The following is a 25,802-nucleotide window of genomic DNA, read 5'->3' as shown; positions in this document are numbered from 1 at the left end:
GTGCGAGGTCCGCTCAGGCGTGCGTGCGGTGCACCCGCTCGCCGCGCGACGGACCGCGCGAGGACTGCGGGCCGGTGTCGAGCCGGATGCGCAGGGGCCGGCCCGCGACGCGCGTGCGGCCGAGCCGGTCGACGACCTCCGGCGTGAGTCCGGAGGGGATGTCCACGAGCGCGAAGCTGCCGAAGATGTCGATCTTGCCGACGTCCTTGCCGGTCAGCCCGCCCTCGCCCGTGAGGGCGCCGACGAGCGCACCCGGCTGCAGGCCGTCGCGCTCACCGACCGCGACGCGGTAGCGCGGGCGTCCGCTGGGGCCGGTCGTGCCGGGTCGCCGGCGGTTGCCCGCGACCTGACCGCCGCGCGTCTCCTCGTGGCGCGTCTCGCGCGCACGGCGGACCGCGTCGTCGAGGTACTCGACCTCGGCGCTCGGGCCCTCGTCGCCGACCGCGAGCGCAGCGACGGCCGTGAGCAGGTCGACGGGGTCGACGTCGGGGTGCGCGGCGAGGTGCTCGAGCACTGCCGTCCGGACCACGTCGAGCCGGCCGGCCGCGAGCCGCGCGTCGGTGCGCCCGAGCAGCGCGGTCGCGCGGTGGGCGCTGACCTGCGCGGGGGTCGGGATGGTGATCTCGACGAGGGGCGTGCGCGTGGTCCGCTCGATCTGGCGCAGACGCGGTCGCTCGCTCGGCGTGACGAACGTCAGCGCCTCACCGGTGCGGCCCGCGCGGCCGGTGCGGCCGATGCGGTGCACGTACGCCTCGGGCTCGCGCGGCAGGTCGAGGTTGACGACGAGGCCGATGCGCTCGACGTCGAGTCCACGTGCGGCGACGTCGGTCGCCACGAGCACGTCGAGCGTGCCCGAGCGCAGCCGCTCGACGATCCGCTCGCGGTCGGCCTGCGCGACGTCACCGCTGATGTGCGCCGCCGCGATGCCGCGCTGCACGAGGACGTTGCCGATCTCCTCGGCGGCCTCGCGGGTGCGGACGAACACGATGGCGGCGTCGGCGTCGCTGACGGCCAGCACGCGGGCCAGGGCGCCGGCCTTGTGCCGGTAGGGCACGACCGCGTACGTCTGACGCACGGACTCGACGGTGGAGGACTGCCGCGAGACCGCCACCGACACCGGGTTCACCAGGTGCTGGTCGGCGACCCGGCGGATCTGCGGCGGCATCGTCGCGGAGAACAGCGCGACCTGGCGGCCGGCGGGCGTGCCCGACAGGACCTTGTCGACGTCCTCGGCGAAGCCCATGCGCAGCATCTCGTCCGCCTCGTCCAGCACGAGCATGCGGACGTCGTCCAGGCGCAGGGTGCGCCGGTCGATGTGGTCGATGACGCGCCCGGGTGTGCCGACGACGACCTGAGCGCCGCGCGCCAGCGCCCGCTGCTGCGGCAGGTACGGCGAACCGCCGTAGACGGCCACGACCTGCAGGCCCGGCATGTCGGCGGCGAACGAGGTGAGCGCGTCGGCGACCTGCATCGCGAGCTCGCGCGTCGGGGTCAGGACGACGACCTGGACGGCGGCGACGTCGGGATCGACGGACTGCAGCAGCGGCAGGCCGAAGGCGGCGGTCTTGCCGGTGCCGGTCTGGGCGACGCCGACGACGTCACGGCCGGCGAGCAGGGCCGGGATCGTCTGCGCCTGGACGGGCGTGGGGGCCGTGAACCCCAGACCGTGCACGGCCGACAGGACGCGCGGGTCGAGGCCGAGGTCGGCGAACGTGGTCGCGTCCTGTGCGGACGCGGAGGCAGGCAGAGAAGTGCTCATGGGAACCGTTCGGTGGCAGCGGGGGAGAGCCGGGACGTCACGACGACGACCAGGACGTCGCTCACCCCGAACCAGACCCACGCGCCGCTCACGGCGGCGCACGCAATGTGCACGATGCGGGCGGTGCTGACCGGACGAGACCGGGGACCACCCGACGAGAGGGGATGCGACACGACTCCAGATGTCCTGGACACCCTACCTGCTGCACGGCGCGGGCGGCGGGGGCACCGCGGTGACGTCCCGCACAGCCGCCGCCGGCGGCCGGTCAGCCGAGGCCGCGTGCGCGACCCTCGACCGCCGGGCACGTGTCCTGCACGACCACGAGCCCGGCCGCCCGGGCACGGGCGACCGCCGCGTCGTCGTGCACCCCGGGCTGCAGCCACACGGCCCGCGCGCCGACCTCGACCGCCGCGTCCACGACCGCGCCCGCCCGCGAGCTGTTGACGAAGACGTCGACGACGTCGGGGGGTGCGGGCAGGTCGGCCAGGCGCGCGTGGCCCGGCGCGCCGTGCACGGTCGGCGCGCTCGGGTGGACCGGCACGATGGTGTGGCCGAGCCGCTGCAGGTAGGCCGCGACGCCGTACGCGGCGCGCGCCCGGTTGGTCGACAGGCCGACGACCGCCCATGTGCGGGGCGTGCGCAGCAGGTCGTCGACGACGTGCGCCTCGTCCGGTGCCGTGACCATGCCCCGAGCCTGCCACCGTGCGGCGGGCGGCGCCCCGGGACCCACGTCCGGGTGATGCTCCGCCATGACTCCGCGTCATGACGCCGAGCCGCCCGGGGCGCGACATAGGATCGCGAGGAGGACGACGACGGGGGAGGGCGTGAGCCAGGACGTGACGGGCGGCCCACGGGTGCTGACGGTGCCCAACATCATCAGCATGGCGCGGCTGCTCCTGGTACCGGTCTTCGCATGGCTCGTCGCGCAGGGGCACGACGCGTGGGCGCTGGCGGTCCTGCTGCTCGCCGGTGCGAGCGACTGGCTCGACGGCGTCCTGGCTCGCCGGATGCACCAGGTGACGCGGCTGGGCCAGATGCTCGACCCGGCTGCGGACCGCCTGTTCATCCTCGTGACGCTCGTCGGCCTCGCGTGGCGCGGTGTGGTGCCCGTCTGGCTGGTCGTCGTGCTCGTGCTGCGCGACGTCGTGCTCGCGGTGCTGCTGGTCGCGCTCGCCCGCTCCGGCTACCCGCCGCTGCGCGTGCACCTCGCGGGCAAGGCCGGGACGTTCGCGATCATGTACGCGTTCCCGCTGCTCCTGCTCTCGGAATGGCCCTCGCCCGTCGGGCTCGTGGCCGGCGTCCTGGGGTGGGCGTGCGCCCTGTGGGGTGTCGCGCTCTACTGGTTCGCCGGTGCGCTGTACCTCACGCAGGCCGCCTCCGTCATGCGTCGTGACGCACGGGTCCGTGCTGCCGAGGCCGCGTGAGCAGGCGGCACGCGGTGCCCGCCCCGCCGCGGGCGGCCGACGAGTCGATGACCCTCATCAACGAGGTCTACCGACGCCCGCTCGACCCGGAGTACCAGGAGGTCGCCGACCGGCGAGCCGCCGGGACGCTGCCGCGTCGTTCCGGCCGCGCGGGCGCGGTGCTGCTGGTGCTCGCCGTGCTGCTCGGCGCGTTCGCGACGTCCGCGGCGGTCGCGCTGCGGCGGCCCACGCCGGCGGTCCTCGAGGCGCGGGCCCTCCTCGAGGCGGAGATCCGCGAGAAGTCCGCCCTCGCCGAGGAGCTCGGCCGCGTCAACGCCGAGGCGGCGGCCCAGATCGCGCGGCTCCAGGGCGAGGCGGCCTCGACGGACGACCCCGAGCTGTTCGCCCAGCTGCAGCGGGACGCCGTCGCCGCCGGCGTGGTCCCCGTCACGGGCCCGGGTCTGCGGATCGTGCTCACGGACGGCGACCCGTCGTCCGGAGGCGGCGTCCCCGCCGACGGCAGCGAGCTCGTCCAGGACAACGACCTGCAGGTGCTGGTCAACGGTCTGTGGGCGGCAGGGGCCGAGGCGATCGCGGTCAACGACCAGCGTCTGACGTCGACCACGGCCATCCGCAGCGCCGGCGCCGCCGTCCTCGTCGACAGCACGGCCCTGAGCAACCCGTACACGGTCGAGGCGATCGGCGACGCCGCCACCATGCAGACACGGCTCGCGCGGCTCTCCGCGGGGCAGCACATGGCCCACCTCGCACAGTTCGGCATCGAGGTGCACGTCTCGGCGCAGCGCGAGCTGCGCCTGTCCGGGCGGGGGCAGCCGACGCTGCGCTCGGCGCGGGTCGTCGGCGAGGATCTCCAGGCCGCGGGGCCCGCTGCCCTTGGGACGTCGTCACCGGATGTGGCAGTGTCGGGGCGACCCGACGGAGAGGAGACCCGGTGATCGCCGTGATCGGGCTCGTGCTGGGCGTGCTCGCGGGGCTCTTCATCGAGCCGACGGTCCCCGCCAACCTGCAGCCCTACCTCCCGATCGCCGTCGTCGCGGCGCTGGACGCGCTCTTCGGCGGCCTGCGCGCGTACCTCGACGGGATCTTCGACGAGCGCGTGTTCCTCACCTCGTTCCTGTCCAACGTCGTCGTCGCGGCGCTCATCGTGTTCCTCGGCGACCAGCTCGGCGTCGGGTCGCAGATGACGACCGCGGTGATCGTCGTCCTCGGCATCCGTATCTTCTCGAACGCCGCGTCGATCCGCCGGCACCTGTTCAAGGCATGACCGGCGCGGACGGGTCGCGCCCCGACCTCCCCGAGCCGCCCGACGGCGCGCAGCCGCTGGACGACGGCCCCGTCATCGACCCGCTGGACCCCCTGGGCCTGGGCGACCTGCCGCTCGACCACGTCCCGCTCGGTGAGCTGCCGCCGGACCTGCTCGGGCCGTCGCGACGCACGGACGAGCGCGTGGACGACGCCGTCACCGTCGCTGTCGCACCGCACGAGGGGGCGGCGGGGGAGAGCGTCACGGGGCGGGACGTGACGGCCGACGCACCCGAGCCGGCCGTGGCGGAGGAACGCGTGCCCGTGGGTGAGGAGCGGACGGGAACCCCGCAGGAGGCGCCCGAGGCGGCCCTCCGCGGCCCCGAGGACGCCGGGGCGGCGAGCTCCGCCGCGCCACCGTCGGTGCCGACCTCCGTCGTGCCCCGCGTCGTGGTACGGCCGCCGAGATCCGGGTGGGCGCGGCTCGCGCACGCGATGCGGCCCCGCACCACCCAGGGCCAGCTCATCACGGCCGGGCTGTGCGCGCTGCTGGGCTTCGCGCTCGTCGTGCAGGTGCGCCAGGCCACCGACACCCAGCTCGGGTCGCTGCGCCAGAACGACCTCGTGCGGCTGCTCGACGAGACCACGACCCGCACCGAGGAGCTCGAGCGCGAGGCGTTCGACCTGCAGCGCGAGCGGGACGAGCTGCTCTCGGGCTCCGACAGGCAGCAGGCTGCGCTCGACGCTGCCCGGCGGACGGCGGCCATGCAGGGCATCCTCACAGGGCGGCTCCCCGCCACGGGTCCCGGCGTGCGCATCACGCTCACCGAGCCGGACGGGGAGATCCGGCCGGTGACGATGCTGCACGTGCTCGAGGAGCTGCGGAACGCCGGAGCCGAGGCGATGGAGCTCAACGGTCACCGGATCATCGCGAGCAGTGCGTTCACCGGCAACCGGGGCGCCGTGGAGCTCGACGGTGCCGCGATCACCTCACCGTTCCGCTGGACGGTCATCGGTGACCCCGACACCATCGCGCCCGCGCTGGAGATCCCCGGTGGCGCGATGGCGCAGGTCCGCGGCGACGGCGGACGCGGCACCGTCGAGAAGTCCGACCGCGTCGAGGTGACAGCGGTCCGCGTCCTGCCGGACCCCGTGCACGCGACCCCGGCGTCGGACGAGCCGTGACCTGCAGGGCTGCCGCCGGGACCACCACGACCCCGCACGCCCTCCGGCGCTCCGCGGCGTCACCCGGGTGGCGCCGCGCGCGTGCTGCGCGTCCGCACCGACACCGCATAAGGTGGGCGGGCAAGGCTGGGTCGACGGCGAGCGCGCTCGCACGGGGTGCCCGCGACCGACACGGGAGGTCCGCATGAGCGACGAGCGACAGGCGCCGGACGGCGTCCTGCCCGCCTACCGGGGGGACGGCCCGGACACCACGATCAGCTTCGGTTCGCTGGAGCCGGTCGACCCCGAGGCGCCTCCGGTCGGTCTGACGAGCGACGAGGCCGCCGCCGTCCACGCGCTGCCGCCCACGTCCGCGCTCCTGCTCATGCAGCGGGGGCCGAGCTCGGGCGCCCGGTTCCTGCTCGACGCCGACCGCACGACGGCCGGCCGCAGCACGAGCGCCGACATCTTCCTCGACGACGTCACCGTCTCGCGCAAGCACGCGGAGTTCGTGCGTGAGGGCCGGCAGTTCGTGGTGCGGGACATCGGCTCGCTCAACGGCACGTACGTCAACCGGACGCGCATCGACGCCGTCGTGCTGCGCACCGGCGACGAGGTGCAGATCGGCAAGTACCGGATGACGTTCCACCCCAGCCCCCACCGTGACCCGTCCTGAGCACGCCGTGAGCGCCGTCCACGAGCTGGAGGCGGACGACGCACCGCACGAGCCGTGGCCCCAGGGCATCTCGCGCCGCGCCACCATGCGGATCTCCGACGTGCTCGCCGCGCTGCGCATCGAGTTCCCGACCGTCACGACGTCCAAGCTCCGCTTCCTCGAGGAGCAGGGGCTCGTCGACCCGGTGCGGACCCCGTCGGGCTACCGGCAGTACTCGCCCGCCGACGTCGAGCGGCTGCGCTACGTCCTGACGCAGCAGCGCGACCGGTACATGCCGCTGAAGGTCATCGGTGAGCGGCTCGCTGCGCTCGACGCCGGGCTGGACACCGAGACGCCGGCGCGCGCCCGCCTGGCGACGAGCGACGGCGTGGCGCCGTCAGCCGACCGGCTCACGGCCGAACGTCTCGCGCACGAGGCCGGCGTCGACGTCTCCCTCGTCGAGGACCTGGTGGCACAGGGCGTCCTGCGACCCGGGCCGCGGGGGGTCTTCGACCCCTGGGCGCGCGAGGTGGTCACCGTCGCGGCGTCGCTCGCCGACCACGGCATCGACGCGCGCCACCTGCGCACGTTCCGCGCCGCGGCGGAGCGGCAGGTCGACCTCGTCGAGCAGGTCGTCGCACCGTGGCGCGGCCAGCGCAGCGTGTCCTCGCGGGCGCGGGCGGGCACGCTCGCTGCCGAGGTGGGGGAGCTGTGCGCCCGGATGCATACCGCGCTCGTGCGCTCGGCGGTCCACGACCTGGCGCCCTGAGCCGGCGCCGCGCAGGGATCATCCGGCGTCCCGGGCAGACGTGACGCGCCCGGCGACGTAGCGTGTCCGTGTGGGCGTCGAACCCGAGATGGTGCCGGTCGATGTCGTCGGCGTGCGCACGCACCTGGCCGACGACGAGATCGTCGTGCTGCTCCTCGACCCGGACGCGGCACTGCTCGTGCCGATCCTCATCGGCCCCACCGAGGCGTCGGCCATCGCCGCGGCGCAGGCGGGGATCGTGCCGCCCCGGCCCATGACCCACGACCTGCTGCGTGACGCACTGCTCGCCGCCGGTGCGCCGGTCCACCACGTGGAGATCACGCGGCTCGAGGACGGCGTCTTCCACGCCGCACTCGTCCTGACCTCGGGGCGGCGCGTCGACGCCCGGGCGTCGGACGCGATTGCCGTCGCCCTGCGTTTCGCGTGCCCGGTGATGTGCTCGGCGGAGGTCGTCGCTCTCGCGGGGGTCGAGGTGCGCCCGGCGGCGAGCGAGGAGGACATCTCGCAGTTCCGGGACTTCCTGGAGCACGTCTCGGCGGAGGACTTCGAGACCGGTCTCGACCCCGGTGCCGAGGGTGGGCCGCGCGAGTGCTGAGCCGATCGGGTGAAGAACTTCGACGTCCACCTGACGGTGAGACGCCGGTGCACGACACGCCGGGGCCACGCTCGTTGCGCCCCCGACGCGGCAGGCCTAGCGTGACCGGAGAACCAGCACAGCGCGGCACCCCACGGGCGCCGCCGAGGGAGGGCCCCGTGATCAGCAACGAGAGTGCCGACAGCTCCGGCACGATCCCGCAGCACGCGCAGGGCCTGCTGTTCGACGACGACCTGCCCGACCTCGACGTCACCACCGGCTACCGCGGTCCCACCGCGTGCCGTGCGGCCGGCATCACGTACCGGCAGCTCGACTACTGGGCGCGCACCGGTCTGGTCGAGCCGTCGGTGCGACCGGCGACCGGCTCCGGCACGCAGCGGCTCTACTCGTTCCGCGACATCCTCGTCCTCAAGGTGGTCAAGCGGCTCCTGGACACCGGCGTCTCGCTGCAGCAGATCCGCGCGGCCGTCGGCCACCTGCGCGAGCGTGGCGTCGACGACCTCGCCCAGATCACGCTGATGTCCGACGGCGCGAGCGTCTACGAGTGCACGTCGCCCGACGAGGTCATCGACCTGGTGCAGGGCGGTCAGGGCGTGTTCGGGATCGCCGTGGGCCGCGTGTGGCGCGAGGTCGAGGGCACCCTCGCCGAGCTGCCGCGGGAGCGTCCGGACGACGAGGCGACGCCCGCACCGGCCGTCCAGGACGAGCTCGCGCTGCGGCGCCAGGCGCGTACCGCCGGCTGAGGCCGGAAACGCTGCGCACCCTCGGACGGGTGCGTACGCGCGCGTGCCCGCGCCGGGAGGAAGCCCGGTGCGGGCCGGGCGGTGACGTCCGTCAGCGACGCGGCGCGCGCAGCGCGCGGTCGAGCAGCTGGTCGAACACGTCGGCGAGCTCGGCGGCCGCCGCGCCGGGCCACACGTGGACCGGCTGCGCGGCGCCCTGGGCCTGCTGCAGCGCCGCGCGCTCCGGGACGCTCGGAGTGAGCACCAACGGGCCGTAGAGCGTCTGGAGCTCCTGGAGCCGGTAGGCCTGCTCGACCGACCGGGCGCGCACGCGGTTGACCACGATGCCGAGGGGCTGCAGCGACGGTGCGGGGCCCCGGCGCAGCTCGTCGATCGTGCGCATCGCTCGTCCGACCGCCATCACGGCGAACAGGCCCGGCTCGGTGACCACCACGGCCCGGTCGCACGCGGCGAGCCCGGTCCGGGTGAGCCCGCCGAGCGACGGCGGGCAGTCGATGAGGACCAGGTCGTACCCGCTCACCCAGGACAGCGCGTCGCGCAGTCGGTGGACGTCGGAGTCGTCGATGCGGTCGTGCAGCACGGACCGCTCGGAGCCCACCAGCACGTCGAGGCCGTCCTCGGCCCACGAGGACGGCGCCGTGGCCGCCGTGACCGCCTGGGGCGACGGGGCGTCCAGCACCGTCGAGACGTCGCCCTGCCCGGCCACCGTGCCGAGGGCCATCGTCGAGTCGCCCTGCGGGTCGAGGTCCACGACGAGCGTCCGCAGACCCCGTTCGAGGGCGGCCGAGGCCAGTCCCAGCGTCACGGACGTCTTGCCCACGCCACCCTTGAGGCTGCACACACCGACGACCAGCACGCGGCAACCGTATCCGGGTGAGGCGGCTCTCACGAAACGGCCCGCCGACACGCCGCCGCCTGCGCGCGGCTGCCGGGTGCGCGCGTCCTGATCTGCGCCAGGATGGGCGGCATGGCACTCACGCTCACCCGTCTGGGGCACTCGTGCGTCCGCGTCGAGACGGCGCTCGGCGCGTTCACCATCGACCCCGGCTCCTTCAGCGACGTCCCGGCCGCCCTCGCGGGGGTCCGCGACGTCCTGGTCACCCACGTGCACCCCGACCACGTCGACGTCGCTGCGGTCGCTGCGGTCGACGACGTCACGGTGCACGCACCCGCGCAGGTGCTCGATGCGCTGCGGGAGGCCGGCGCCCGCACCGAGCGGCTGCACGCGGTGGCGGCAGGGGACCGGCTCGACCTCGCAGGTGTGCACGTCGAGGTGCTGGGGGAGCTCCACGAGGCGATCCACCCGGACGTGCCGCGTCCGGCGAACGTCGCCTACCTCCTCGACGGCACGGTGCTGCACCCGGGCGACTCGTACACCCGGCCGCCGTCCGGCACGTCGGTCGACGTGCTCCTCGAGCCCGTCGGAGCGCCGTGGCTGCGCCTCGGCGACGTCGTGGACCACGTGCGGGCCGTCGCGCCGCGGCGCGTCGTGCCGGTCCACGACGCGCTGCTCAGCGACCTCGGGCGCGCGAGCGCCGTGCGGTTCCTCACGCAGCTGACGCAGGCCGAGGTCGTCACGCTCGACGTCGGGCGCGTGCTGGAGGTCGACTGACGGCTGCCCTGCCCGCGGCCCCGGTGCGCGACGCCCGGCGGACGGCTAGCGTGGTCGCGCCGGAAGGAGGCCGCGATGTCCGAGCCGTTCGTTGACGTACCCGTGCCCGAGCTGGAGTTCGACGAGACGATCCCGCCGCGTCCCGAGGAGGAGGTCGCCGACGTCGCACGGTCCGCACCGGACCGCGCCGGCCACGGTGGCGAGGGGCTGGGTGACGACGTCCTGCAGGCCGACTCGCGGGGCGGGGGCGCGGGTCCGACGACGCCGCACGGACTGTCCTGAGGCGCGTCAGGGACGCGCAGGCGTCGGGTGATGGGGCATGCTGTGGCGGTGCTGATCCGACAGGTGGACGAGGACGACTGGCCGACCGTCCGTGAGGTCCGGCTCCGCGCGTTGCGCGAGTCGTCGGACGCGTTCGGGTCGTCGCTCGCACGCGAGGAAGGTTTCGCCGAGTCGCACTGGCGCATGCGTCTGCGCACGAGCACGACGTGGGTGGCGCTCGACGACGAGGGCGTGCCGCGTGGGCTGGTGTCGCTCGTCCAGGAGCCGGGCTCACCGGAGGACGACCGCCACGTCGTGTCGCTGTGGGTCGCGCCCGAGGTGCGCCGCCGTGGCATCGGGTGGTCGCTGCTCGACGCCGTGGTGCGCGGGGGAGCGGAGCAGGGCGCCTCGACGGTCTCGCTGTGGGTCGTCGACGACAACGCCCAGGCGGTCGACCTGTACGTCCGCGCAGGTTTCACGCGCACGGGGGAGCGGCAGGCGCTGCCGCGCGACCCGGAGCGCACCGAGGAGCGCTACGAGCGCCACACCGACGTCGCCGGCCTGGTCGGGCACTGACCCGACCAGGCCGTACCGGCCTCAGCGCACGGAGCGGTACTGCTCGGTCAGCGGGCACTGGAACGGGTCGCGTGCCGCCAGACCGACCTTGTTGAGGTGGCGGATGACGATCCCGTAGGACTCGAGCATCGACGTCTCGGTGTAGTCGATCCCGCGCTCGGCGCAGAACGCCTTGACCGTCGGCTGCACGCGCCGGAGGTGGGGCCGCGGCATGCTCGGGAAGAGGTGGTGCTCGATCTGGTAGTTCAGGCCGCCCATGAACAGGTCCACGAGACGCCCGCCTCGGACGTTGCGGCTCATCAGCACCTGCCGGCGCAGGAAGTCGACCTTGGCGTCGCGCGGGACGATCGGCATGCCCTTGTGGTTCGGCGCGAACACGGCCCCCATGTAGAGCCCGAACAGTCCGAGCTGCACACCGAGGAACGCGAACGCCATGCCGACGGGCAGTACCCAGAACACCAGCGCGAGATAGCCGCCGAGGCGCAGCGTGACGAACGCGATCTCCACGGGCCGACGCTTCACCGGTCCACGGCCGAAGATCGTCTTCACGCCGGAGACGTGCAGGTTCAGGCCCTCGAGGAGGAGCAGCGGGAAGAACAGCCAGCCCTGGCGCTGGGTGTACCAGCCCTTGATGCCGGTGCGGGGCTTCTCCAGGTCCTCGAGGTGGTGGACGAGCGCGCCGGTCTTGATGTCCGGGTCCGCGCCGATCTGGTTGGGCTTGGCGTGGTGCCGCGAGTGCTTGTGCTGCCACCAGCCGTAGCTCATCCCGGCGTACAGGTTGGCGATGACCAGGCTGGCCCAGTCGTTCCAGCGGCCGGAGTCGAAGATCTGCCGGTGCGCCGCGTCGTGGCCGAGGAACATCACCTGGCCCAGCAGGAACGCGAGCACGGCGGCTGTCAGCAGCTGCCACCAGGAGGCTCCGCCGAGGACCAACGCGGCGACGGCCCCGGCGATCAGGACCGTGAGCACGGCGAAGCGCGTCCAGTAGTACCCGTGCCGCCGACGCAGGAGCCCGGCGGCCTCGACGGTGCGGCTGAGCGTGGTGAAGTCGCTGACGACGCGCTCACGGACGCGAGTGCCGCCCTCGCGGATCGCTGCTGCGGGGGTGGGGGACATGTCCACGCGACTCACCGCGCCCCGGTCGACGGTGCGCGGCTGCCGAGCCGCGGGCGGACGGGGATGCACGGGACGGGCATGAAGATCTCCTTCGGGCACGCGGCGGGTGAGGCAGCGAACGATCGGACGTCGCGCACGTGACCCGATCGTACGGGTGCACAACGTGACGTGTGCGACGAACCGACGGGCGTCGCGTGCCGGTGGTGCTGCTCGGACGACGCACCACCAGCGCGTGGTGCGCGACACGCGCGCGTCGCGCGACGGACACCGGGCCGCGCGGAGCACACCTTGCGGCAGCGTGGCGGGTCGGTGGGCGTCCGTGGACCATCGGGGAGCGGCGTGGCCGCCCCGAGGGCCGCTCCCACCCGTGTTCTGACATAATGCACATTATCGGCAGTCGGGCGTACCGCGGAGAGGACGTCCGGCTCCCGGCTCAGTCCCGGCCGTGACCTGCGCGAGCACGCTGCGGGTCGCGCGGTCGTACATGCCGACGGCCGCCCGGCACGTCCGACCCGACCACAGCCCGGCGCCCGTCGCGCACGTCCACAGATGTCGTGGCACGCCGCCCGTGACGTCGACGCGCCGTCCAGGCTCGAGCCCATGGACTTCCACGACGGCTCGCCACGGTGGGCGGCCCCGGGCCCCGACGACGACCTCCCGCAGATCCCGACGCACCCGCTGCGCGACGTCGACGACGTCCTCGAGGTCGCGCTGTCGCTCGTCGGGCCGGAACGCGCCGGGCCGCCGGCCCTGTGGATCGTGCTGCTCGATGCGGACGGCATGATGCTGCCGGTCGTGCTGCCGCTGGTCGGTGTGCCGCTGCAGCCGGACGCCGTGCAGGTGCGTCAGGTCGTCGTGGCGATGGGCGACGTCCTGGCGCACGACGCGCCGGGAGGCTCGATCGCCGTGGCGCTCGTCCGTGCGGCCGGCGGTGACCGGGGTGCGTTCGAGCGCGCGTGGGAGCACGCGCTGCGCGTGGCGTGCGACGACCAGGGTGTGCGGCTCAGCGCCGTCGTGGCCGTCGGTGAGCACCGCGCGCGGGTCCTGGGCCCGTGAGCGCCCGCTCCCGGCGCCGCCCGTCCGCGGCGTGGCAACGCCCTGACGTCCGACGGCCGCGTCAGACCGGTCCCGGCGACGCCTCGTCGATGGCCGCGAGCTGCTCGAGCGTCGGCTCCCACAGCGCGGCGGCCGCGTTCGCGCGGACCTGCGCGGGCGTACGGGCCCCGGAGATGATCGACGCGACCGCCGGCTGGGCCGCGAGTCCCCCGAGCGCGACGGTCGCCAGATCCACTCCCCACCTGGCGGCAAGCGACTGCAGAGCCTCGATGCGGTCGAAGTCGGCGGCGGCCAGGCGCTGGGGCATCCGCGTCAGCCGGGAACCCTCGGGCGCCTGCTCGCCACGGCGGTACTTGCCGGTGAGCAGGCCGGACGCGAGCGGCACGTACGGCAGGATGCCGACGCCCACATGCTCCGCGGCGGGGACCAGAGCACTCTCGACCGAGCGGTCGAGAAGGTTGTACCGGTTCTGCGCGGAGACGAACGGCGTGGTGCCGGCGGTGCGTGCCACCCAGTCCGCGTCGACGACCTGCCAGGCGCTGAGGTTGGACGAGCCGATGTAGCGGACCTTGCCCTCGACGACGAGCTCGTGCAGCGCGGCGAGCGTCTCCTCGATCGGTGTGCCGGGGTCCGGGGCGTGCAGCTGGTACAGGTCGACGTGGTCCGTGCCGAGCCTGCGCAGCGAGCCGTCGATCGCACGTCGCACGTACCGGCGAGAGCCCCGGGCGCCCCAGTCGTCGCCGTTCAGACCCCGGACGTCCATGCCGAACTTCGTGGCGATCACCACGTCGTCGCGGCGCCCGCGCAGCGCGGCGCCCAGCAGCTCCTCGCTGCGGCCCGGCTCTCCCCCGTACACGTCGGCGGTGTCGAACAGCGTCACGCCGACGTCCAGCGCCGCTGCGACGACGTCGGCGACGCCCTCGGGCGCCAGCGTCGCACCGAACGTGTTGCACCCGAGGCCCGCCGTGGAGACGGTCAGACCGCTGTCACCCAGCCGACGGTACGTCATGGTCATGCGCACCACCCTAGGCACGCGTGGTGACACGACACGCTCCGCCACCCGACCGGACCACGCTGCGGACCATTTCCGGGTGAGTCGGGCGCCCCTCCCCTGCCCACCGCGCGGCGGCCGCCCGTTCCTGCCACAGTGGTGTTCACCAGACCTTCACGGCGGGCCGGAACATCGGGGTGCCCGGCCACGTTGAGGTGTCAGGCAGAACGATTCGACTCACGATCCGGCAGGGCTCCGACAGGCTCGAGCCCGGGACGACACGGCACGGAGGTCCACATGGCCAACAGGTCCCTGCGCGGGATGCGCATCGGGTCCCACAGCATGGAGACGGAGGAGGGCGTCGACTTCGCCCCTCGTCTCCAGGCGCACTACGACTGTCCGAACGGGCACACCATCATCCTGCCGTTCTCCGTCGAGGCGGACGTGCCGGTGGTGTGGGAGTGCCGCTGCGGCGCCGAGGCGCTGCTGCGCGACGCCGACAAGCCCGAGGCGAAGGCGGGCAAGCCCCCGCGCACGCACTGGGACATGCTGCTCGAGCGCCGCACGGTCAACGAGCTGCAGGAGCTGCTCGACGAGCGCCTCGACCTGCTGCGTGCGGGCAAGCTGCGTCGCAGCGCCTGACGCCCGCCGCGCGCACCGCGCGACCCTCTCGACGCCCCGGTGGTCCGCCACCGGGGCGTCGTGCTGTGGGGAGGAGACGCACGCTGGGGCGCGTGCCCCTCAGGCGGGGCCGTCGGGACGCTCGGCGCGCGGCAACCGCGCCGCGCCGACCATCCCGGCGAGGACCACCCACACACCGATGGCTGCTGCCGTGCGCGCCGGCCAGTCCCCCGCGCGTGTGGCCGGGGTGAGCGTCTGCCGCAGCGGAAGGTCGGCGACGAGCTGCTCGGCCGTGAACAGGCCGGTCTGCCGGACGACGGCGCCGTTGGGCGCGATGACGGCGCTCACGCCGACCGTGGAGATCTGCACCGTCGCACGGCCGTGCTCGACGGCCCGCAGGCGGGACATCGCGAGCTGCTGCGTCGACTCGTCGGACCACCCGAACGACGCGTTGTTGGTCTGCACGACGAGCACCTCGCCGCCCTCGGCCACGGCCTCGCGCACGATCCCGTCGTAGGCGACCTCGAAGCAGATGACGTCGCCGAGCACGACGGTTCGCGCCAGGCGTTGCGACGCCATCGGGACGACCCCGGGCTCGGTGCCCGGCAGCATGTCGCGCGTGACCAGGTCGACCGCGTCCGAGAAGTGCCGGACGAACGAGCGCATGGGGATGTACTCGGCGAAGGGCGCGGGCCGCTGCTTGGAGTACGTCGCCACAGGCCCCGTACCCGGCTCCCAGAGCACCGCGGTGTTGTACCGGCCACCCTCGGGCGGGTACTGCACCGTCCCGACGAGCAAGGGCGCGCGGACCTCTCGTGCGACCCCGTCGATGAGGCCCGCCGCCTCCTGGTCGACCTGCGGGTCGATGTCCGTGCCGTTCTCGGGCCACAGCACGACGTCGAGCTCGCCGGGCGCGACCCGGTCGAGCAGCGCGCGGGTGCCCGCGACGTGGTTGTCGAGGACCTGCCTGCGCTCCCCGAACGCGTCGAGCCGCCCGGGCTCTGGCACGTTGCCCTGGACGGCGCCGACGCGCAGCGTGCCGTCCTGCGCCACGGTGTCGAGCGGGATCAGCAGGGAGCCGACGAGCACCGCGCCGAGCGCACCGAGCGCGCCGAGCGTGCGACCGAGCGCGACCTGCCCGGCGGCGAGGACGGCACGTGCCAGCAGTACGCCGAGGCCGGCGACCAGACCGCTGAGCAGCGGTGTGCCGCCGAGCCACATGTACGCCGCCAGGGGCGAGTCGGCCTGCGAGAACGCGAGCCGGCCCCACGGGAACCCGCCGAAGGGCCACGCCGAGCGCAGCTCCTCCACGGCGACCCACAGCAGGACGAACGTCGGGAGCTGCCAGGCGCTGCTGCGCCAGACCGCGTGCCCACGGCGCGCCCACGCCCACGCCGCCCCGAACAGCGCGACGTACGACGCCTCGAGGACGGTGAGCGCGAGCCACGGGACGGGCCCCACCGCCGTGTGCGCCCACGTGATCATCGGCCCGAAGCACGCCAGGCCCCACACGAGGCCGACGAGCGCGTTCCAGCGGGCCGAGTCGCGGCGCAGCGCCAGGAACAGAGCCGCCATGCCGACCGGTGCGAGGACGGACAGCCCCGGGTCGGGGAACGCGAGGCGCGTCGTCCAGCCACCGGCACCGGCCAGCAGGAGCGTCAGCCAGCGGGCGGACGGCGGGAGGGGCACCGGAGCAGGGTACGTCAGCGGCGGCGGCACGCCGCGGACCCGGTGCGAGGTCCGGAGGTTGTGCCATCCGGCGACGCTGCCGGACAGCACCCGCGGTCCCGACCGCCCGGCCCGCGCGCCCTTCGTACCGGCGAGGACGGTGCCTGCCGTTCTCTGTTGAGCGCGCGGGCCCGGTCGGAGCTCAGAGCGTGCGACACCGGTCAGCGGTACGTGGTGGTCCCCCTCCGGTGCCCGCAACGACGGGCCACTGCGAAACTACCCCCCTCACCTCTCGTGTCAAGGGCGCGTCGCGCCTGGTCAGGAGGATCGGTGCAGGCCACGGCGTCCGATTCATCCGATGCAGCGGGGCCTCACCCGGCGTGTCGCCCGCGTGTCGCGATTCGGGGCGACCGGGACCTTTCGCCGCACCGGCGATACCCCTCGGTTTTTCACCCGCAACCGAGGTGAGCAGGGCGCATCAGCCCAGCACGTCGTGCAGCACGGCCCCCGCGCGCGTCGTCCGCAGGCACTGCGGCGCCGGCTCGTCGGGGCCCAGGTCGGGCAGCAGCGGGCTGCCGGCGCGGGCGTCCGCGCTCCACGACGAGGTGCGCGAGGCCTGCACCACGAGGTGCTCCGCACGCCACACCGCGAGGTGCGCGGGTGCACCGACGCGCACCTCCCCCGCCCCGCTGTGGTCGAGTCCGGCGAGACGCCAGCCGCCGCGCGTCGCGGCGCGGAAGGCGGCGCGCACCGAGATGCGCTGGTCGACCTCGTGGTGCGCCGCCGCGGCCTGCACACCTCGCCAGGGGTCGAACGGCGTCACGGGCGAGTCGGAACCGAGGGCGAGCGGCACGCCGGCAGCAGCGAGGTCGGCGAACGGGTGCAGGGCCGCTGCCCGCCCCGGACCGAGGCGCGCCGCGTAGGTGCCGTCGGGCCCGCCCCAGGCGGCGTCGAAGGCCGGCTGGACGGACAGCCGCAACCCCAGCAGGACGAGCTGCGCGAGCGAGGGGGCGTCGACCATCGCCGCGTGCTCGACGCGGTGCCCCGCGGCCGCGATCGCGGCGGTCCCCTCGACGTCCGCGGCGGCGCGCAGCCCGATGAGGAGCTCGTCGAGCGCCCGGTCCCCGATGACGTGGAAACCCGCGTGCGTCCCGGCGCGGGTGACCGCCGTGACGTGGTTCGCGATCTGCTCGGCGGTCATGTGCAGCACGCCGGAGGTGCTCGGGTCGTCCGTGTACGGGTGCCGCAGGGCGGCGGTGCGCGAACCCAGCGAGCCGTCGACGTTGAGGTCGCCGCCGATGCCCGTCAGGCCGGGGACGTCGGCGAGGAGCGCACGGGCGTCGTCGACCGTGATGCACGGTTCGCCCCGGTACCCGACCACGAGGGGCAACACGGAGGCGGGGTCGGCGGTCATGGTGAGCAGCTCGCGCAGCCCGTCGCGGGTGTCGACGTGCGGGGCGGACTGCTCGTGCACGGCGACGATGCCAGCGGCTGCCGCCTTCGCCAGGACCGAGCGGTACAGCCTGGTCCGTTCGTCGGCCGAGACGGCGCGCGCGACGTCCCGGGCGGCGTGGTGCGCCGGACCCGTCACGCGCCCGTCCGACGACCAGCCCGGCAGGTCGCGCAGACCGGCGAAGTCGGCCAGTGCGCTCGACACGATCGCGGAGTGCACGTCGATACGTGCCAGGTAGACGGGCAGCCCCTGCCCGGCGGCGTCGAGCTCGTCGCGCGTGGGCGGGCGGCCCTCGGGCCAGGCGCGCTCGTCCCAACCGGTGCCGTGCACGACGCGCCGGTCCCCCGGGGACCGCCGCGCGGCCACCTCCGCGACCGCGGCGAGCGCGGCGGCGAGGCTCGGTGCCGAGGGGGGCGTGAGGTCCACCCCGGCGTCGGCCAGTGCCGTCTCGAGCAGGTGGACGTGCGCGTCGACGAAGGCGGGAGCGACCAACGCGCCGTCGAGCTCGACCACCTCGTCGACGCCGGCGACCAGTCCGTCGGCCGTGTCGTCCGACCCGAGCCAGGCGACGACACCGTCCTCGACGAGCAGGGCCTCGGCGAAGGGGTCCGCCGGGGAGTGCACGACACCGTGCCGGTAGAGGGTCGAGGTCACATCGGCCCAGCCTACGGCGCTGGGGCGGGGCGCGCGCAACCGACCGGACGGTCGTCCTGGACGCCGGACGACTCAGACGGTCGAGTACGCCACGACACCGCGGCGCATCGCCGTGACCGCCTTCGCCGCGGTGGTGCGCAGGCGCGCGGTCGGGGCGGCGCCGGAGACCTGGTCGAGCACGTCGATGACCTGCTTGCACCAGCGGACGAAGTCGCCGGCGGCCAGGTCCGAGCCCCGCAGCACGGCGTCCAGGCTGCGGCCGGCAGCCCACCGGTGGACGGGCTGCACGAGACCGAGGTCGAGCGGCTGGATCGTCTCGAGGCGTGCCTCCCGCTCGAGGTCGTCGAGCTGCGACCACGCCCGCACCGCCGCGTCGAGCGCCCGGCCGAGCCGGCCGTCGGGCCCGCCGGGCACCCGTGCGTCGCCCTCGTCGTCGCGCCGTGAGCGGTACACGAGGGTCGAGACCGCGGCCGCGAGCCCGGGGGCGTCGAGCTCGTCCCACACCCCCCGACGCAGGCACTCGGCGAGCACGAGGTCGTTCTCGGCGTACAGCCGCCGCAACCAGCGGCCGTCGTCGGTGACGCGTAGCGCACCGGAGTCGTCGCTCGTGAGGTACCCGAGCGTCCCGAGCACGTCGCAGATCCGGTCGAAGACCGCCGCGATCGAGCCCGTGCGCCCCGCGATGCGCCGCACGAGGGCGGCGTGCTCCGAGCGCAGCCGCTCCCAGCGCTCGGCCCAGCGCGCGTGGTCCTCCCGCTCCGGGCACCGGTGGCAGGGGTGCGAACGCAGCTCACGGCGAAGTGCGGCGAGCTCGGCGTCGTCGGCGGCAGCCGAACGCCGCTCGGCGCGCCGGCCCGGGGCGCGCGCAGGCGCCGGGACGACGTCGAGCTCGTCGAGCCGCGCCCGCAGCCGTGCAGCCAGGTCGCGGCGGGCCGCCGGGACCCGCAGCTCGAACCTCGCCGGCACGGCCAGGCGCCCGACCGTGCGCAGCCCCGAGCCGGCGTCGGCCACCGTGAGCCGGCGCACCTGGCGGTCGGTGGTCAGCACGGTGGGGCGTGGCCCGTCGAACCCGCCCGGACCGCCGGGATCCACGACGACCGCGTGCTCGGCGCGTCGGCCCCCGGGGATCTCGACGACGTCGCCGACGTGCAGCCCCTCGAGCGTGCGGGCGACGTCGGCGCGGCGTGTGGCGGCCTGCTCCTTGGCGAGACCGCGCTCGCGGTCCGTGATCGCCCGCCGCAGCCCCATGTACTGGGCGAAGTCCCCGAGGTGGCACGTCATGGCCTGGGCGTAGCCCTCCAGGGCCTCCGCGTGGGTCTGCGCCTGGCGGGCCAGACCCACCACCCCCCGGTCCGCCTGGAACTGCGCGAACGACGTCTCGAGGACGTCACGGGCGCGCTCGCGGCCTACCTGGGCCACGAGGTTGACCGCCATGTTGTACGTGGGACGGAACGACGAGCGCAGCGGGTAGAGGCGGCGGGACGCCAGCCCGGCGAGCTGCACGGGGTCGAGAGCGCCGTGCGCGACGACGACGGCATGCCCCTCGGTGTCGATGCCGCGGCGCCCCGCCCGGCCGGTCAGCTGGGTGTACTCCCCCGGCGTGACGTCGACGTGCGCGGAGCCGTCCCACTTGACGAGCTTCTCGAGGACCACGCAGCGCGCGGGCATGTTGATGCCGAGCGCGAGCGTCTCGGTGGCGAACACGACCTTGACCCAGCCACGGGAGAACAGGTCCTCCACGGTCTCCTTGAACAGCGGCAGCATGCCCGCGTGGTGGGCGGCGACGCCACGCACCAGGCCCTCGACGAAGGCGTCGTAGCCGAGCACCTCGAGGTCCTCCGGCGGGATCGCGGCGCAGCGCTCCTCGGCGACGCGGCGGATGTCGGCGCGTTCGGCCGGTGTCGTGAGCCGCACACCGGCCGACAGGCACTGCTGCACAGCAGCCTCGCAGCCCACCCGGGAGAAGATGAAGACGATCGCGGGTAGCAGGCGCGCCTCGGCGAGCTCGTCGACCATGACGAAGCGCGGGACGGGCCGCACGCCGCCGGCAGGGCGGTGGTCGCGGGCTCGCCCGGGGCGGCCGCGCGGTGCGCGGCGGTCGCGGTCGCCGCCGGTGCGCCCGCGCAGCAGATGGGTGAGGTCGGGGTTGATCGGTGGGTCGACGCCGGGATCGGTGGGGTCGACGTGCCCGGCGTACAGGTCGAGGAGCTGGTCGCCGACGAGCACGTGCTGACCCAGCGGGACCGGGCGGTGCTCGCTGACGACGACGGTGGTGTCGCCGCGCACGGTCGCGAGCCAGTCGCCGAACTCCTCGGCGTTGGAGACGGTGGCGGACAGCGACACGAGCTGCACGTCGTCGGGGAGGTGGATGATGACCTCCTCCCAGACGGGGCCGCGGAAGCGGTCGGCGAGGTAGTGGACCTCGTCCATGACGACGTACCCGAGCCCGTCGAGCGCCGACGAGCCGGCGTAGAGCATGTTGCGCAGCACCTCGGTGGTCATGACGACGACGTCGGCGTCGCCGTTGACGGAGGTGTCGCCGGTGAGCAGCCCGACGCGTTCGGTGCCGTGGACGCGGGCGAGGTCGGCGTACTTCTGGTTGGACAGCGCCTTGATGGGCGTCGTGTAGAACGCCTTGCGACCCGAGACGAGGGCCAGGTGCACCGCGAACTCGCCGACGACGGTCTTTCCTGCGCCGGTGGGTGCGGCGACGAGGACGCCGCTGCCACGTTCGAGGGCGGCGCACGCCTCGACCTGGAAGTCGTCGAGCGGGAAGTCGAGGCGCTCGCGGAAGACGGCGAGCTCCCCGTGCTCGGCGGCGGCGCGGCGGCGGGACGCGGCGTAGCGCTCCGCGGGCGAGGGCTCGACGGCACCGGGGCGCGCGGCGGGGGTCGTGGGGGCGGAGCGGGTGCTGCGGCGGCGGGACGGCACGGGATCACCCTAGGCACGCCGCGGGCTGCTGCTACCCGAGCACGCCGAGCGCCGCGGGCACGACGTCGACGACGAGGGGTGCCGGGCCCAGCGGCTCGCCGTCGGCGAACGCCGCCGGCGGGGGCGGTCCGAGCCCGGGCGCGTGCTCGACGACGACCCGGCGGCCCCGCACCACGCGGACACGGGGGTCGTCGACGTGCCGGCCGCGGTAGATGCGCGGGAAGATCCCGAGGGCGCCGCGGCGCGTGAAGGGTCCGGCGAGCACGACATCGAGGAGACCGTCGTCGGGGACCGCGTCGGGGGCGATCGGCAGCCCCCCGCCGAACCACGGCGTGCTGGCGACGGCGACGAGCGTGCCCGCGGACTCCCACACGGTGCCGTCGACCTCGACGCGGTACCCGTAGGGGCGGAAGGCGGCGAGCTCCGGTACGAGGGCGCGCAGGTAGCGCAGGTGCCCGTGAGGCCAGGTGAGGGTGTTGGCGCGGGCGTTGACGGCCGCGTCGAGACCGCACGACAGCACGCCGGCGTACCACTGCGCGGGCCCGTCGGGCCGGGTGACGCGCACGGCGTCGACGCGCCGGGGACCGGCGCGCAGGGCGGCGTCGACGACGGCGACGGCACGGTCCACGTCACCGCGCGGCAGACCGAACGACCGCGCGACGTCGTTTCCTGTCCCGACGGCCACGATGCCCAGCGGCAGGTCCGTGCCGGCGACGACGCCGACACCGAGGTGGACCATGCCGTCGCCACCGACGACGACGAGCGCGTCGAGCCCGGAGGTCGCGGCCTGTCGCGCCCGCTCCGTCGCCTGGGCGAGGGTCGGTGCCGACAGGTCGTGGACGTCGTGGCCCGCGCGCTCGAGCAGCCGGCGCGCGCGGCGTCCCACCGCCCCGCCGCGGCCCGTGCCGGCGACGGGGTTGACGACCAGGCCGAGGGTGCTCACGCGCCGCTCGCCGGCGCCGGGGACTCGTCGGGTCCGGTGCCGTCGAGGCGAGGCAGCCCCTGGGCGACGAGGCGCCGGTCGAGCCGGCGGTCGTGGAGCACGCACACGCCGAGTGCGGCACCGAAGAGCAGGCAGATCGGGATCGCGACGGCGAGCATCGTCACGGCGTCGGGCGTCGGCGTGGCGATCGCGGCGAAGACGAACGCGAGCAGCACCGCCCAGCGCCACCCCGCCAGCCAGGTGCGGGCACGCACCAGGCCGGCGAAGTTGAGGGCGACCATGACCACGGGCAGCAGGAAGCCGACGCCGAACGCGAGGACCACCCGCATGACGAAGCTGAGGTAGAGCTGCGCGTCGACCCAGTTCGTCGTCTCCGCAGGTGCGAAGTCGGTCAGCAGGCGCACGGCGTTGGGCAGGGCCCACCACGCGAGGGCGGCACCGGCGAAGAACAGCGGCACGGCCACGGCGAGGAACCCGACCGCGTAGCGGCGTTCCTTGGTGGTCAGCCCGGGGGTGATGAACGCCCAGAGCTGGAAGATCCACCACGGCGCCGTGACCAGCACACCCAGGAACAGGGACACCTTCACCTGCACGTCGAACGCGGTCGCCACTCCCTGGAAGTTCAGGGAGACGCGCTGCCCGCGGGCCTCGGCGACGTCGAGGATCGGCTGCTGCAGCAGCTGGAAGACGGGCTCGTACACGAGCCACCCGGCCACGCCGCCGACGAGCAGGCCGAGCGCGATGAGCACGACGCGGCGGCGCAGCTCGCGCAGGTGCTCCCGCAGGGGCATGCGTCCGCCGGGCTCACCGTCCCGCCGGGGGGTCCGGCTCACGCCCGCCTCAGGGACGCGGCGGGGCCGGCGGCGCCGCCGGAGGTGGCGGCGGGACGTCCGTGGAGCCGTCGGCGACCGTCTCCGGCGCCGACGACGACGTACCGTCGCGTCGGCCGTCGTCCGTGAGGTCCTTGACCTCGTTCTTGAAGATTTTCATCGACTGGCCGATGCTCTTGGCGAGCGCGGGGAGCCGGTTCGCCCCGAACAGCAGGAGGACCACCACCAGCACGATGATCACGTGCCAGGCACTGATGTTCCTGATCATGACGACCCCTCTGAGATCCGATGTGCTGCGCCGCGCAGTCTACGTCGTCGGTGCGTGCCGACCTGTCAGCCGAACCAGCGGGTGCGGGCGTCCGCGACCGTCGTGCGGTGTCGCGCGCGGCGCAGCGCAGCCCGCTCGCGGCGCTGCGCACGCAGCTGCTCGACCCGGTCCCGCAGCGCGTCGGCGTCCGCGCCCAGCGCGGGCCCGGACACGGTCTGCTCCGCCCGTGCGAGTGCCTCGAGCTGCGCAGCACGCTCGCTGACCTGCTGCGCGACGTCGCCGGCGCGCGCGAGCTCCGCGCCGAGCGCCACGACGGACCGCCACAGCCGGCGCCCCAGCAGGAACGCGCCCCCGAGCGTCGCGACGACCAGCACCGTCCACACCGTGAACCACAGCACGTCAGGACTCCCCCGTCGTCGCGTCGAGCAGCGGACCGTACGCCTCGAGCGCCGCGCGCGCCGCGGTCGCGGTGTCGTGCGCGACGTGCGCGGGCCGCACGTCGAGGACCTCGTCGGCCACCTGCAGCAGCAGGTGCCGCAGCCACGCGGGCTGCACGACTCGCAGGTCCACCTCGAACGCGCCCCCGGCGAGCTCGCGCGTGCGCTCGACCGGGACGGTCTCGGCGACCCACCGGGCGCGTCCGGTGAGGCGCACGGTGACGAGCTCGCCCGACGCATCGGGGTGGAACACGTCGGCGTCGTCGGTGACGGGATGGTCCTCGGCGGGGTCGTCGAGGACGGTGGCCTCGACGATCCGGTCGACGCGGAACTTGCGTTCGGCGTCGGCCGCCAGCGACCACGCCAGCAGGTAGGAGTGCTCGTCCTGGCTGACCAGCCGCACGGGGTCGACCTCGCGCTCGGTGAGCACGTCGGACGCGTCGGCGTAGCGCAGCCGCAACCGGCGGCGCCGCGCGAGAGCGGCACCGAGCGCGGCGGCGACCGACGGCACGGCGTCGACCTGGAGCTCGACGTCCACGGGGGCCCCCGCGGCGGCGTCACCGGTGGCGGCCTGCACCTTGGCGAGCGCCGAGTCCAGGGCGGCGGCGCCCTCGGCGTCGAGAGCGGGCCGCAGCGCGGCCAGCGCCCGCAATGCGGCCAGCAGGGCGACGCCCTCGCGCGGCCCGAGCCGCAGCGGACGCGTGACGCCCCGGCCCTCGGTGAGCCGCACCACCCCGCGCTCGTACGACGACGCGTCGAAGTCGATGAGGTCGTCGGGCAGGTACCCGGGCGTGCCGGTGACCCACAGCGTGTCGACGTCGGCCATGACCTGCTCGGGAGTGACGCCGAACTGCGCGGCGACCTGCTCGACGGGCACGTCCTCGTGTCGCTCCAGGTACGCGATCATGCCCAGCATCCGCACCAGACGGTCGCTCGCGCGCTCAGGCACCGCGCGCCTCCTCGCTGTCGGCGACGCGCACGTCCGGGGTGTCGTCAGCGCGGCGCAAGCGGTCGAGGGTCGCCGCGACGCGCAGCATCCGCACGACCGCGTCGCGGACCTCCGGGGGATCCAGCACGACCACGGCGTCGCCGTAGCGCACGACCTCCTCGGCGAGCTCCCAGCCGAGGCGGTACGGCACCGCTACGAGGTCACGGCCCTGCAGCACCTGTGCGGCACCCGCCGGGAGGTCGACGCCCACGGCGGGCCCCGAGGCCCGGGCCCGCAGTGCGCCGGCCCGCTGCGGCGTCACCGCCAGCAGCGCGGTCCGCTCCGGCCCCTCTCCCACCCATGCGTGCGACGCGTCGGCGAGCTCCTGCACCGTGGGGGCCTCGAAGCCGCCGGGTGCACCCACGGGCCGCACGGACCCGCGGATGCGACGCAGCCGGAACGAGCGGCTCGCCCCCCGGTCCCGGTCCCGCGCGAGCAGCACCCACCCCCCGCGGCGCGCGAGGAGCTTCCACGGCTCGACCGTGCGCTCGCGGACCTCCCCCGTCGTCGCGGCGTGGTACGTGAACCGCACGGCCTGGCGGTTCTGGACGGCGTCCACGAGGGGCCCGAAGGCGTCTCCCCCGGCCCGCACGCGCGGCGCCAGCCCTGCGACGAGGTCGTGCGCCTGCGCCTGGGTGCCCACGGCGCGCAGCTTGGTCAGCGCACGCGTGGAGTCGGCGCGCAGCGACTGGTCCTGCCACACCTGCGCCGCCAGCGCGAGCACGCCCAGCTCGGCGGCGGTCAGCTCGATCGGCGGCATCGACCAGTGCGCGGTGTCGATGCGGTACCCCACGTCGTCGCCGTGCCCCGCGTGCGTCACCGTCAGCACCGGCATCCCCAGCTCGCGCAGCGTGTCCTTGTCGCGCTCGAACATCCGCTCGAACGCCTCGTCGGACCGCGCGTCGCCGTAGCCGGCGACGGAGGCACGCACCTGCTCCTTCGTCATCCGCACCGGCGTGTTCACCAGGGCGATGACGAGGTTGAGCAGGCGCTCGGCGGGCGGGATCGCGGGGGGCATCGTGCACCACGGTAACTGCCCCGCGGGT

27 protein-coding genes are annotated in these 25,802 nt (G+C 74.7%); 13 read left to right on the top strand and 14 right to left on the bottom strand.

The window, feature by feature from the left end:
- Window positions 1–13 precede the first annotated feature (13 nt).
- Complete coding sequence (locus CFLA_RS09575; RefSeq protein WP_013117124.1) at window positions 14–1,759, bottom strand: DEAD/DEAH box helicase; 1,746 nt, start codon at window positions 1,757–1,759, stop codon at window positions 14–16.
- A gap of 265 nt (window positions 1,760–2,024) precedes the next feature.
- Window positions 2,025–2,444, bottom strand: coding sequence for a CoA-binding protein (locus CFLA_RS09570; RefSeq protein WP_013117122.1), 420 nt, complete (start codon window positions 2,442–2,444; stop codon window positions 2,025–2,027).
- Between the two features lie 139 nt (window positions 2,445–2,583).
- Between CFLA_RS09570 and CFLA_RS09565 the strand changes: the two genes are divergently transcribed.
- From CFLA_RS09565 to CFLA_RS09530, 8 genes are all read left to right on the top strand, one after another.
- Window positions 2,584–3,183, top strand: a complete 600-nt coding sequence (locus tag CFLA_RS09565; protein WP_013117121.1) for a CDP-alcohol phosphatidyltransferase family protein — start codon at window positions 2,584–2,586, stop codon at window positions 3,181–3,183.
- Complete coding sequence (locus CFLA_RS09560; protein WP_052302708.1) at window positions 3,180–4,118, top strand: DUF881 domain-containing protein; 939 nt, start codon at window positions 3,180–3,182, stop codon at window positions 4,116–4,118. The genes CFLA_RS09565 and CFLA_RS09560 overlap by 4 nt, the downstream gene beginning before the upstream one ends.
- Entirely contained in the window at window positions 4,115–4,447 is a 333-nt protein-coding gene (locus tag CFLA_RS09555; protein WP_013117119.1) for a small basic family protein, read from the top strand. The genes CFLA_RS09560 and CFLA_RS09555 overlap by 4 nt, the downstream gene beginning before the upstream one ends.
- A complete protein-coding gene (locus CFLA_RS09550; RefSeq protein ID WP_013117118.1) occupies window positions 4,444–5,610 on the top strand; it encodes a DUF881 domain-containing protein in 1,167 nt (388 codons plus the stop codon). Before CFLA_RS09555 ends, CFLA_RS09550 begins: the two co-directional genes overlap by 4 nt.
- Before the next feature lie 184 nt (window positions 5,611–5,794).
- Window positions 5,795–6,265, top strand: coding sequence for an FHA domain-containing protein (locus tag CFLA_RS09545; protein ID WP_013117117.1), 471 nt, complete (start codon window positions 5,795–5,797; stop codon window positions 6,263–6,265).
- 7 nt (window positions 6,266–6,272) lie between these two features.
- Window positions 6,273–7,013 carry a transcriptional regulator FtsR gene (gene ftsR / locus CFLA_RS09540; RefSeq protein WP_013117116.1) on the top strand — a complete coding sequence of 247 codons (741 nt, stop codon included), beginning with the start codon at window positions 6,273–6,275 and terminating at the stop codon, window positions 7,011–7,013.
- An 88-nt stretch (window positions 7,014–7,101) separates the two neighbouring features.
- A complete protein-coding gene (locus CFLA_RS09535; RefSeq protein WP_013117115.1) occupies window positions 7,102–7,608 on the top strand; it encodes a bifunctional nuclease family protein in 507 nt (168 codons plus the stop codon).
- A 158-nt stretch (window positions 7,609–7,766) separates the two neighbouring features.
- The gene (locus CFLA_RS09530; protein ID WP_013117114.1) at window positions 7,767–8,351 is read left to right on the top strand and encodes a MerR family transcriptional regulator; all 585 of its coding nucleotides are present in this window, start codon (window positions 7,767–7,769) and stop codon (window positions 8,349–8,351) included.
- Window positions 8,352–8,442: 91 nt separating this feature from the next.
- Here the strand turns inward: CFLA_RS09530 and CFLA_RS09525 are convergent, their stop codons facing one another.
- Complete coding sequence (locus CFLA_RS09525) at window positions 8,443–9,207, bottom strand: ParA family protein (protein ID WP_013117113.1); 765 nt, start codon at window positions 9,205–9,207, stop codon at window positions 8,443–8,445.
- A gap of 111 nt (window positions 9,208–9,318) precedes the next feature.
- On the opposite strand from CFLA_RS09525, the gene CFLA_RS09520 reads away from it, so the two are divergent.
- From CFLA_RS09520 to CFLA_RS09510, 3 genes are all read left to right on the top strand, one after another.
- Window positions 9,319–9,963, top strand: a complete 645-nt coding sequence (locus CFLA_RS09520; protein ID WP_013117112.1) for an MBL fold metallo-hydrolase — start codon at window positions 9,319–9,321, stop codon at window positions 9,961–9,963.
- A gap of 75 nt (window positions 9,964–10,038) precedes the next feature.
- Window positions 10,039–10,245, top strand: coding sequence for a hypothetical protein (locus CFLA_RS09515; RefSeq protein ID WP_013117111.1), 207 nt, complete (start codon window positions 10,039–10,041; stop codon window positions 10,243–10,245).
- A gap of 48 nt (window positions 10,246–10,293) precedes the next feature.
- Entirely contained in the window at window positions 10,294–10,800 is a 507-nt protein-coding gene (locus tag CFLA_RS09510) for a GNAT family N-acetyltransferase (protein ID WP_052302826.1), read from the top strand.
- Between the two features lie 21 nt (window positions 10,801–10,821).
- Here CFLA_RS09510 and CFLA_RS09505 read toward each other — a convergent pair whose 3' ends face one another.
- Entirely contained in the window at window positions 10,822–11,916 is a 1,095-nt protein-coding gene (locus tag CFLA_RS09505; RefSeq protein WP_013117109.1) for a fatty acid desaturase family protein, read from the bottom strand.
- A gap of 549 nt (window positions 11,917–12,465) precedes the next feature.
- Between CFLA_RS09505 and CFLA_RS09500 the strand changes: the two genes are divergently transcribed.
- Window positions 12,466–12,972: a hypothetical protein gene (locus tag CFLA_RS09500; RefSeq protein ID WP_013117108.1), complete on the top strand. Its 507-nt coding sequence runs from the start codon at window positions 12,466–12,468 to the stop codon at window positions 12,970–12,972.
- A gap of 61 nt (window positions 12,973–13,033) precedes the next feature.
- Here CFLA_RS09500 and CFLA_RS09495 read toward each other — a convergent pair whose 3' ends face one another.
- A complete protein-coding gene (locus CFLA_RS09495) occupies window positions 13,034–13,981 on the bottom strand; it encodes an aldo/keto reductase (RefSeq protein WP_043600384.1) in 948 nt (315 codons plus the stop codon).
- A gap of 279 nt (window positions 13,982–14,260) precedes the next feature.
- On the opposite strand from CFLA_RS09495, the gene CFLA_RS09490 reads away from it, so the two are divergent.
- Window positions 14,261–14,605 carry an RNA polymerase-binding protein RbpA gene (locus CFLA_RS09490; protein ID WP_013117106.1) on the top strand — a complete coding sequence of 115 codons (345 nt, stop codon included), beginning with the start codon at window positions 14,261–14,263 and terminating at the stop codon, window positions 14,603–14,605.
- Window positions 14,606–14,704: 99 nt separating this feature from the next.
- Here the strand turns inward: CFLA_RS09490 and lnt are convergent, their stop codons facing one another.
- The 9 genes from lnt to CFLA_RS09445 form a co-directional block, all read right to left on the bottom strand.
- Entirely contained in the window at window positions 14,705–16,273 is a 1,569-nt protein-coding gene (gene lnt / locus CFLA_RS09485) for an apolipoprotein N-acyltransferase (protein WP_043600382.1), read from the bottom strand.
- A gap of 457 nt (window positions 16,274–16,730) precedes the next feature.
- Window positions 16,731–18,359, bottom strand: a complete 1,629-nt coding sequence (locus tag CFLA_RS09480; RefSeq protein ID WP_013117104.1) for an amidohydrolase — start codon at window positions 18,357–18,359, stop codon at window positions 16,731–16,733.
- Window positions 18,360–18,431: 72 nt separating this feature from the next.
- Entirely contained in the window at window positions 18,432–21,290 is a 2,859-nt protein-coding gene (locus CFLA_RS09475) for a DEAD/DEAH box helicase (RefSeq protein ID WP_013117103.1), read from the bottom strand.
- Window positions 21,291–21,321: 31 nt separating this feature from the next.
- Complete coding sequence (locus CFLA_RS09470; protein ID WP_013117102.1) at window positions 21,322–22,233, bottom strand: diacylglycerol/lipid kinase family protein; 912 nt, start codon at window positions 22,231–22,233, stop codon at window positions 21,322–21,324.
- Window positions 22,230–23,024: a twin-arginine translocase subunit TatC gene (gene tatC / locus CFLA_RS09465; protein WP_013117101.1), complete on the bottom strand. Its 795-nt coding sequence runs from the start codon at window positions 23,022–23,024 to the stop codon at window positions 22,230–22,232. The genes CFLA_RS09470 and tatC overlap by 4 nt, the downstream gene beginning before the upstream one ends.
- A 49-nt stretch (window positions 23,025–23,073) precedes the next feature.
- Window positions 23,074–23,331, bottom strand: a complete 258-nt coding sequence (gene tatA, locus CFLA_RS09460; protein ID WP_013117100.1) for a Sec-independent protein translocase subunit TatA — start codon at window positions 23,329–23,331, stop codon at window positions 23,074–23,076.
- A 65-nt stretch (window positions 23,332–23,396) separates the two neighbouring features.
- Window positions 23,397–23,729 (bottom strand): hypothetical protein, encoded by a 333-nt coding sequence (locus CFLA_RS09455; RefSeq protein WP_013117099.1) that lies wholly within the window; start codon window positions 23,727–23,729, stop codon window positions 23,397–23,399.
- A gap of 1 nt (window position 23,730) precedes the next feature.
- Entirely contained in the window at window positions 23,731–24,717 is a 987-nt protein-coding gene (locus tag CFLA_RS09450) for a helix-turn-helix transcriptional regulator (protein ID WP_013117098.1), read from the bottom strand.
- Window positions 24,710–25,774 (bottom strand): helix-turn-helix transcriptional regulator, encoded by a 1,065-nt coding sequence (locus tag CFLA_RS09445; RefSeq protein ID WP_013117097.1) that lies wholly within the window; start codon window positions 25,772–25,774, stop codon window positions 24,710–24,712. The genes CFLA_RS09450 and CFLA_RS09445 overlap by 8 nt, the downstream gene beginning before the upstream one ends.
- Between the last annotated feature and the right edge of the window lie 28 nt (window positions 25,775–25,802).

Origin of the sequence: Cellulomonas flavigena DSM 20109 (genome assembly GCF_000092865.1) — a bacterium.
Lineage (GTDB): Bacteria > Actinomycetota > Actinomycetes > Actinomycetales > Cellulomonadaceae > Cellulomonas > Cellulomonas flavigena.
The sequence above is the reverse complement of the archived record's forward strand: the minus strand, read 5'-3'. Positions and strand labels throughout refer to the sequence as shown.

Bases quoted from the DNA above. Each gene is read 5' to 3' on its own strand.
- CFLA_RS09575 (WP_013117124.1), bottom strand. From the start codon at position 1,759: ATGAGCACTTCTCTGCCTGCCTCCGCGTCCGCACAGGACGCGACCACG.
- CFLA_RS09570 (WP_013117122.1), bottom strand. From the start codon at position 2,444: ATGGTCACGGCACCGGACGAGGCGCACGTCGTCGACGACCTGCTGCGC.
- CFLA_RS09550 (WP_013117118.1), top strand. From the start codon at position 4,444: ATGACCGGCGCGGACGGGTCGCGCCCCGACCTCCCCGAGCCGCCCGAC.
- CFLA_RS09545 (WP_013117117.1), top strand. From the start codon at position 5,795: ATGAGCGACGAGCGACAGGCGCCGGACGGCGTCCTGCCCGCCTACCGG.
- CFLA_RS09535 (WP_013117115.1), top strand. From the start codon at position 7,102: ATGGTGCCGGTCGATGTCGTCGGCGTGCGCACGCACCTGGCCGACGAC.
- CFLA_RS09520 (WP_013117112.1), top strand. From the start codon at position 9,319: ATGGCACTCACGCTCACCCGTCTGGGGCACTCGTGCGTCCGCGTCGAG.
- CFLA_RS09515 (WP_013117111.1), top strand. From the start codon at position 10,039: ATGTCCGAGCCGTTCGTTGACGTACCCGTGCCCGAGCTGGAGTTCGAC.
- CFLA_RS09505 (WP_013117109.1), bottom strand. From the start codon at position 11,916: ATGTCCCCCACCCCCGCAGCAGCGATCCGCGAGGGCGGCACTCGCGTC.
- CFLA_RS09500 (WP_013117108.1), top strand. From the start codon at position 12,466: ATGTCGTGGCACGCCGCCCGTGACGTCGACGCGCCGTCCAGGCTCGAG.
- CFLA_RS09495 (WP_043600384.1), bottom strand. From the start codon at position 13,981: ATGACGTACCGTCGGCTGGGTGACAGCGGTCTGACCGTCTCCACGGCG.
- CFLA_RS09490 (WP_013117106.1), top strand. From the start codon at position 14,261: ATGGCCAACAGGTCCCTGCGCGGGATGCGCATCGGGTCCCACAGCATG.
- tatC (WP_013117101.1), bottom strand. From the start codon at position 23,024: ATGCCCCTGCGGGAGCACCTGCGCGAGCTGCGCCGCCGCGTCGTGCTC.
- tatA (WP_013117100.1), bottom strand. From the start codon at position 23,331: ATGATCAGGAACATCAGTGCCTGGCACGTGATCATCGTGCTGGTGGTG.
- CFLA_RS09445 (WP_013117097.1), bottom strand. From the start codon at position 25,774: ATGCCCCCCGCGATCCCGCCCGCCGAGCGCCTGCTCAACCTCGTCATC.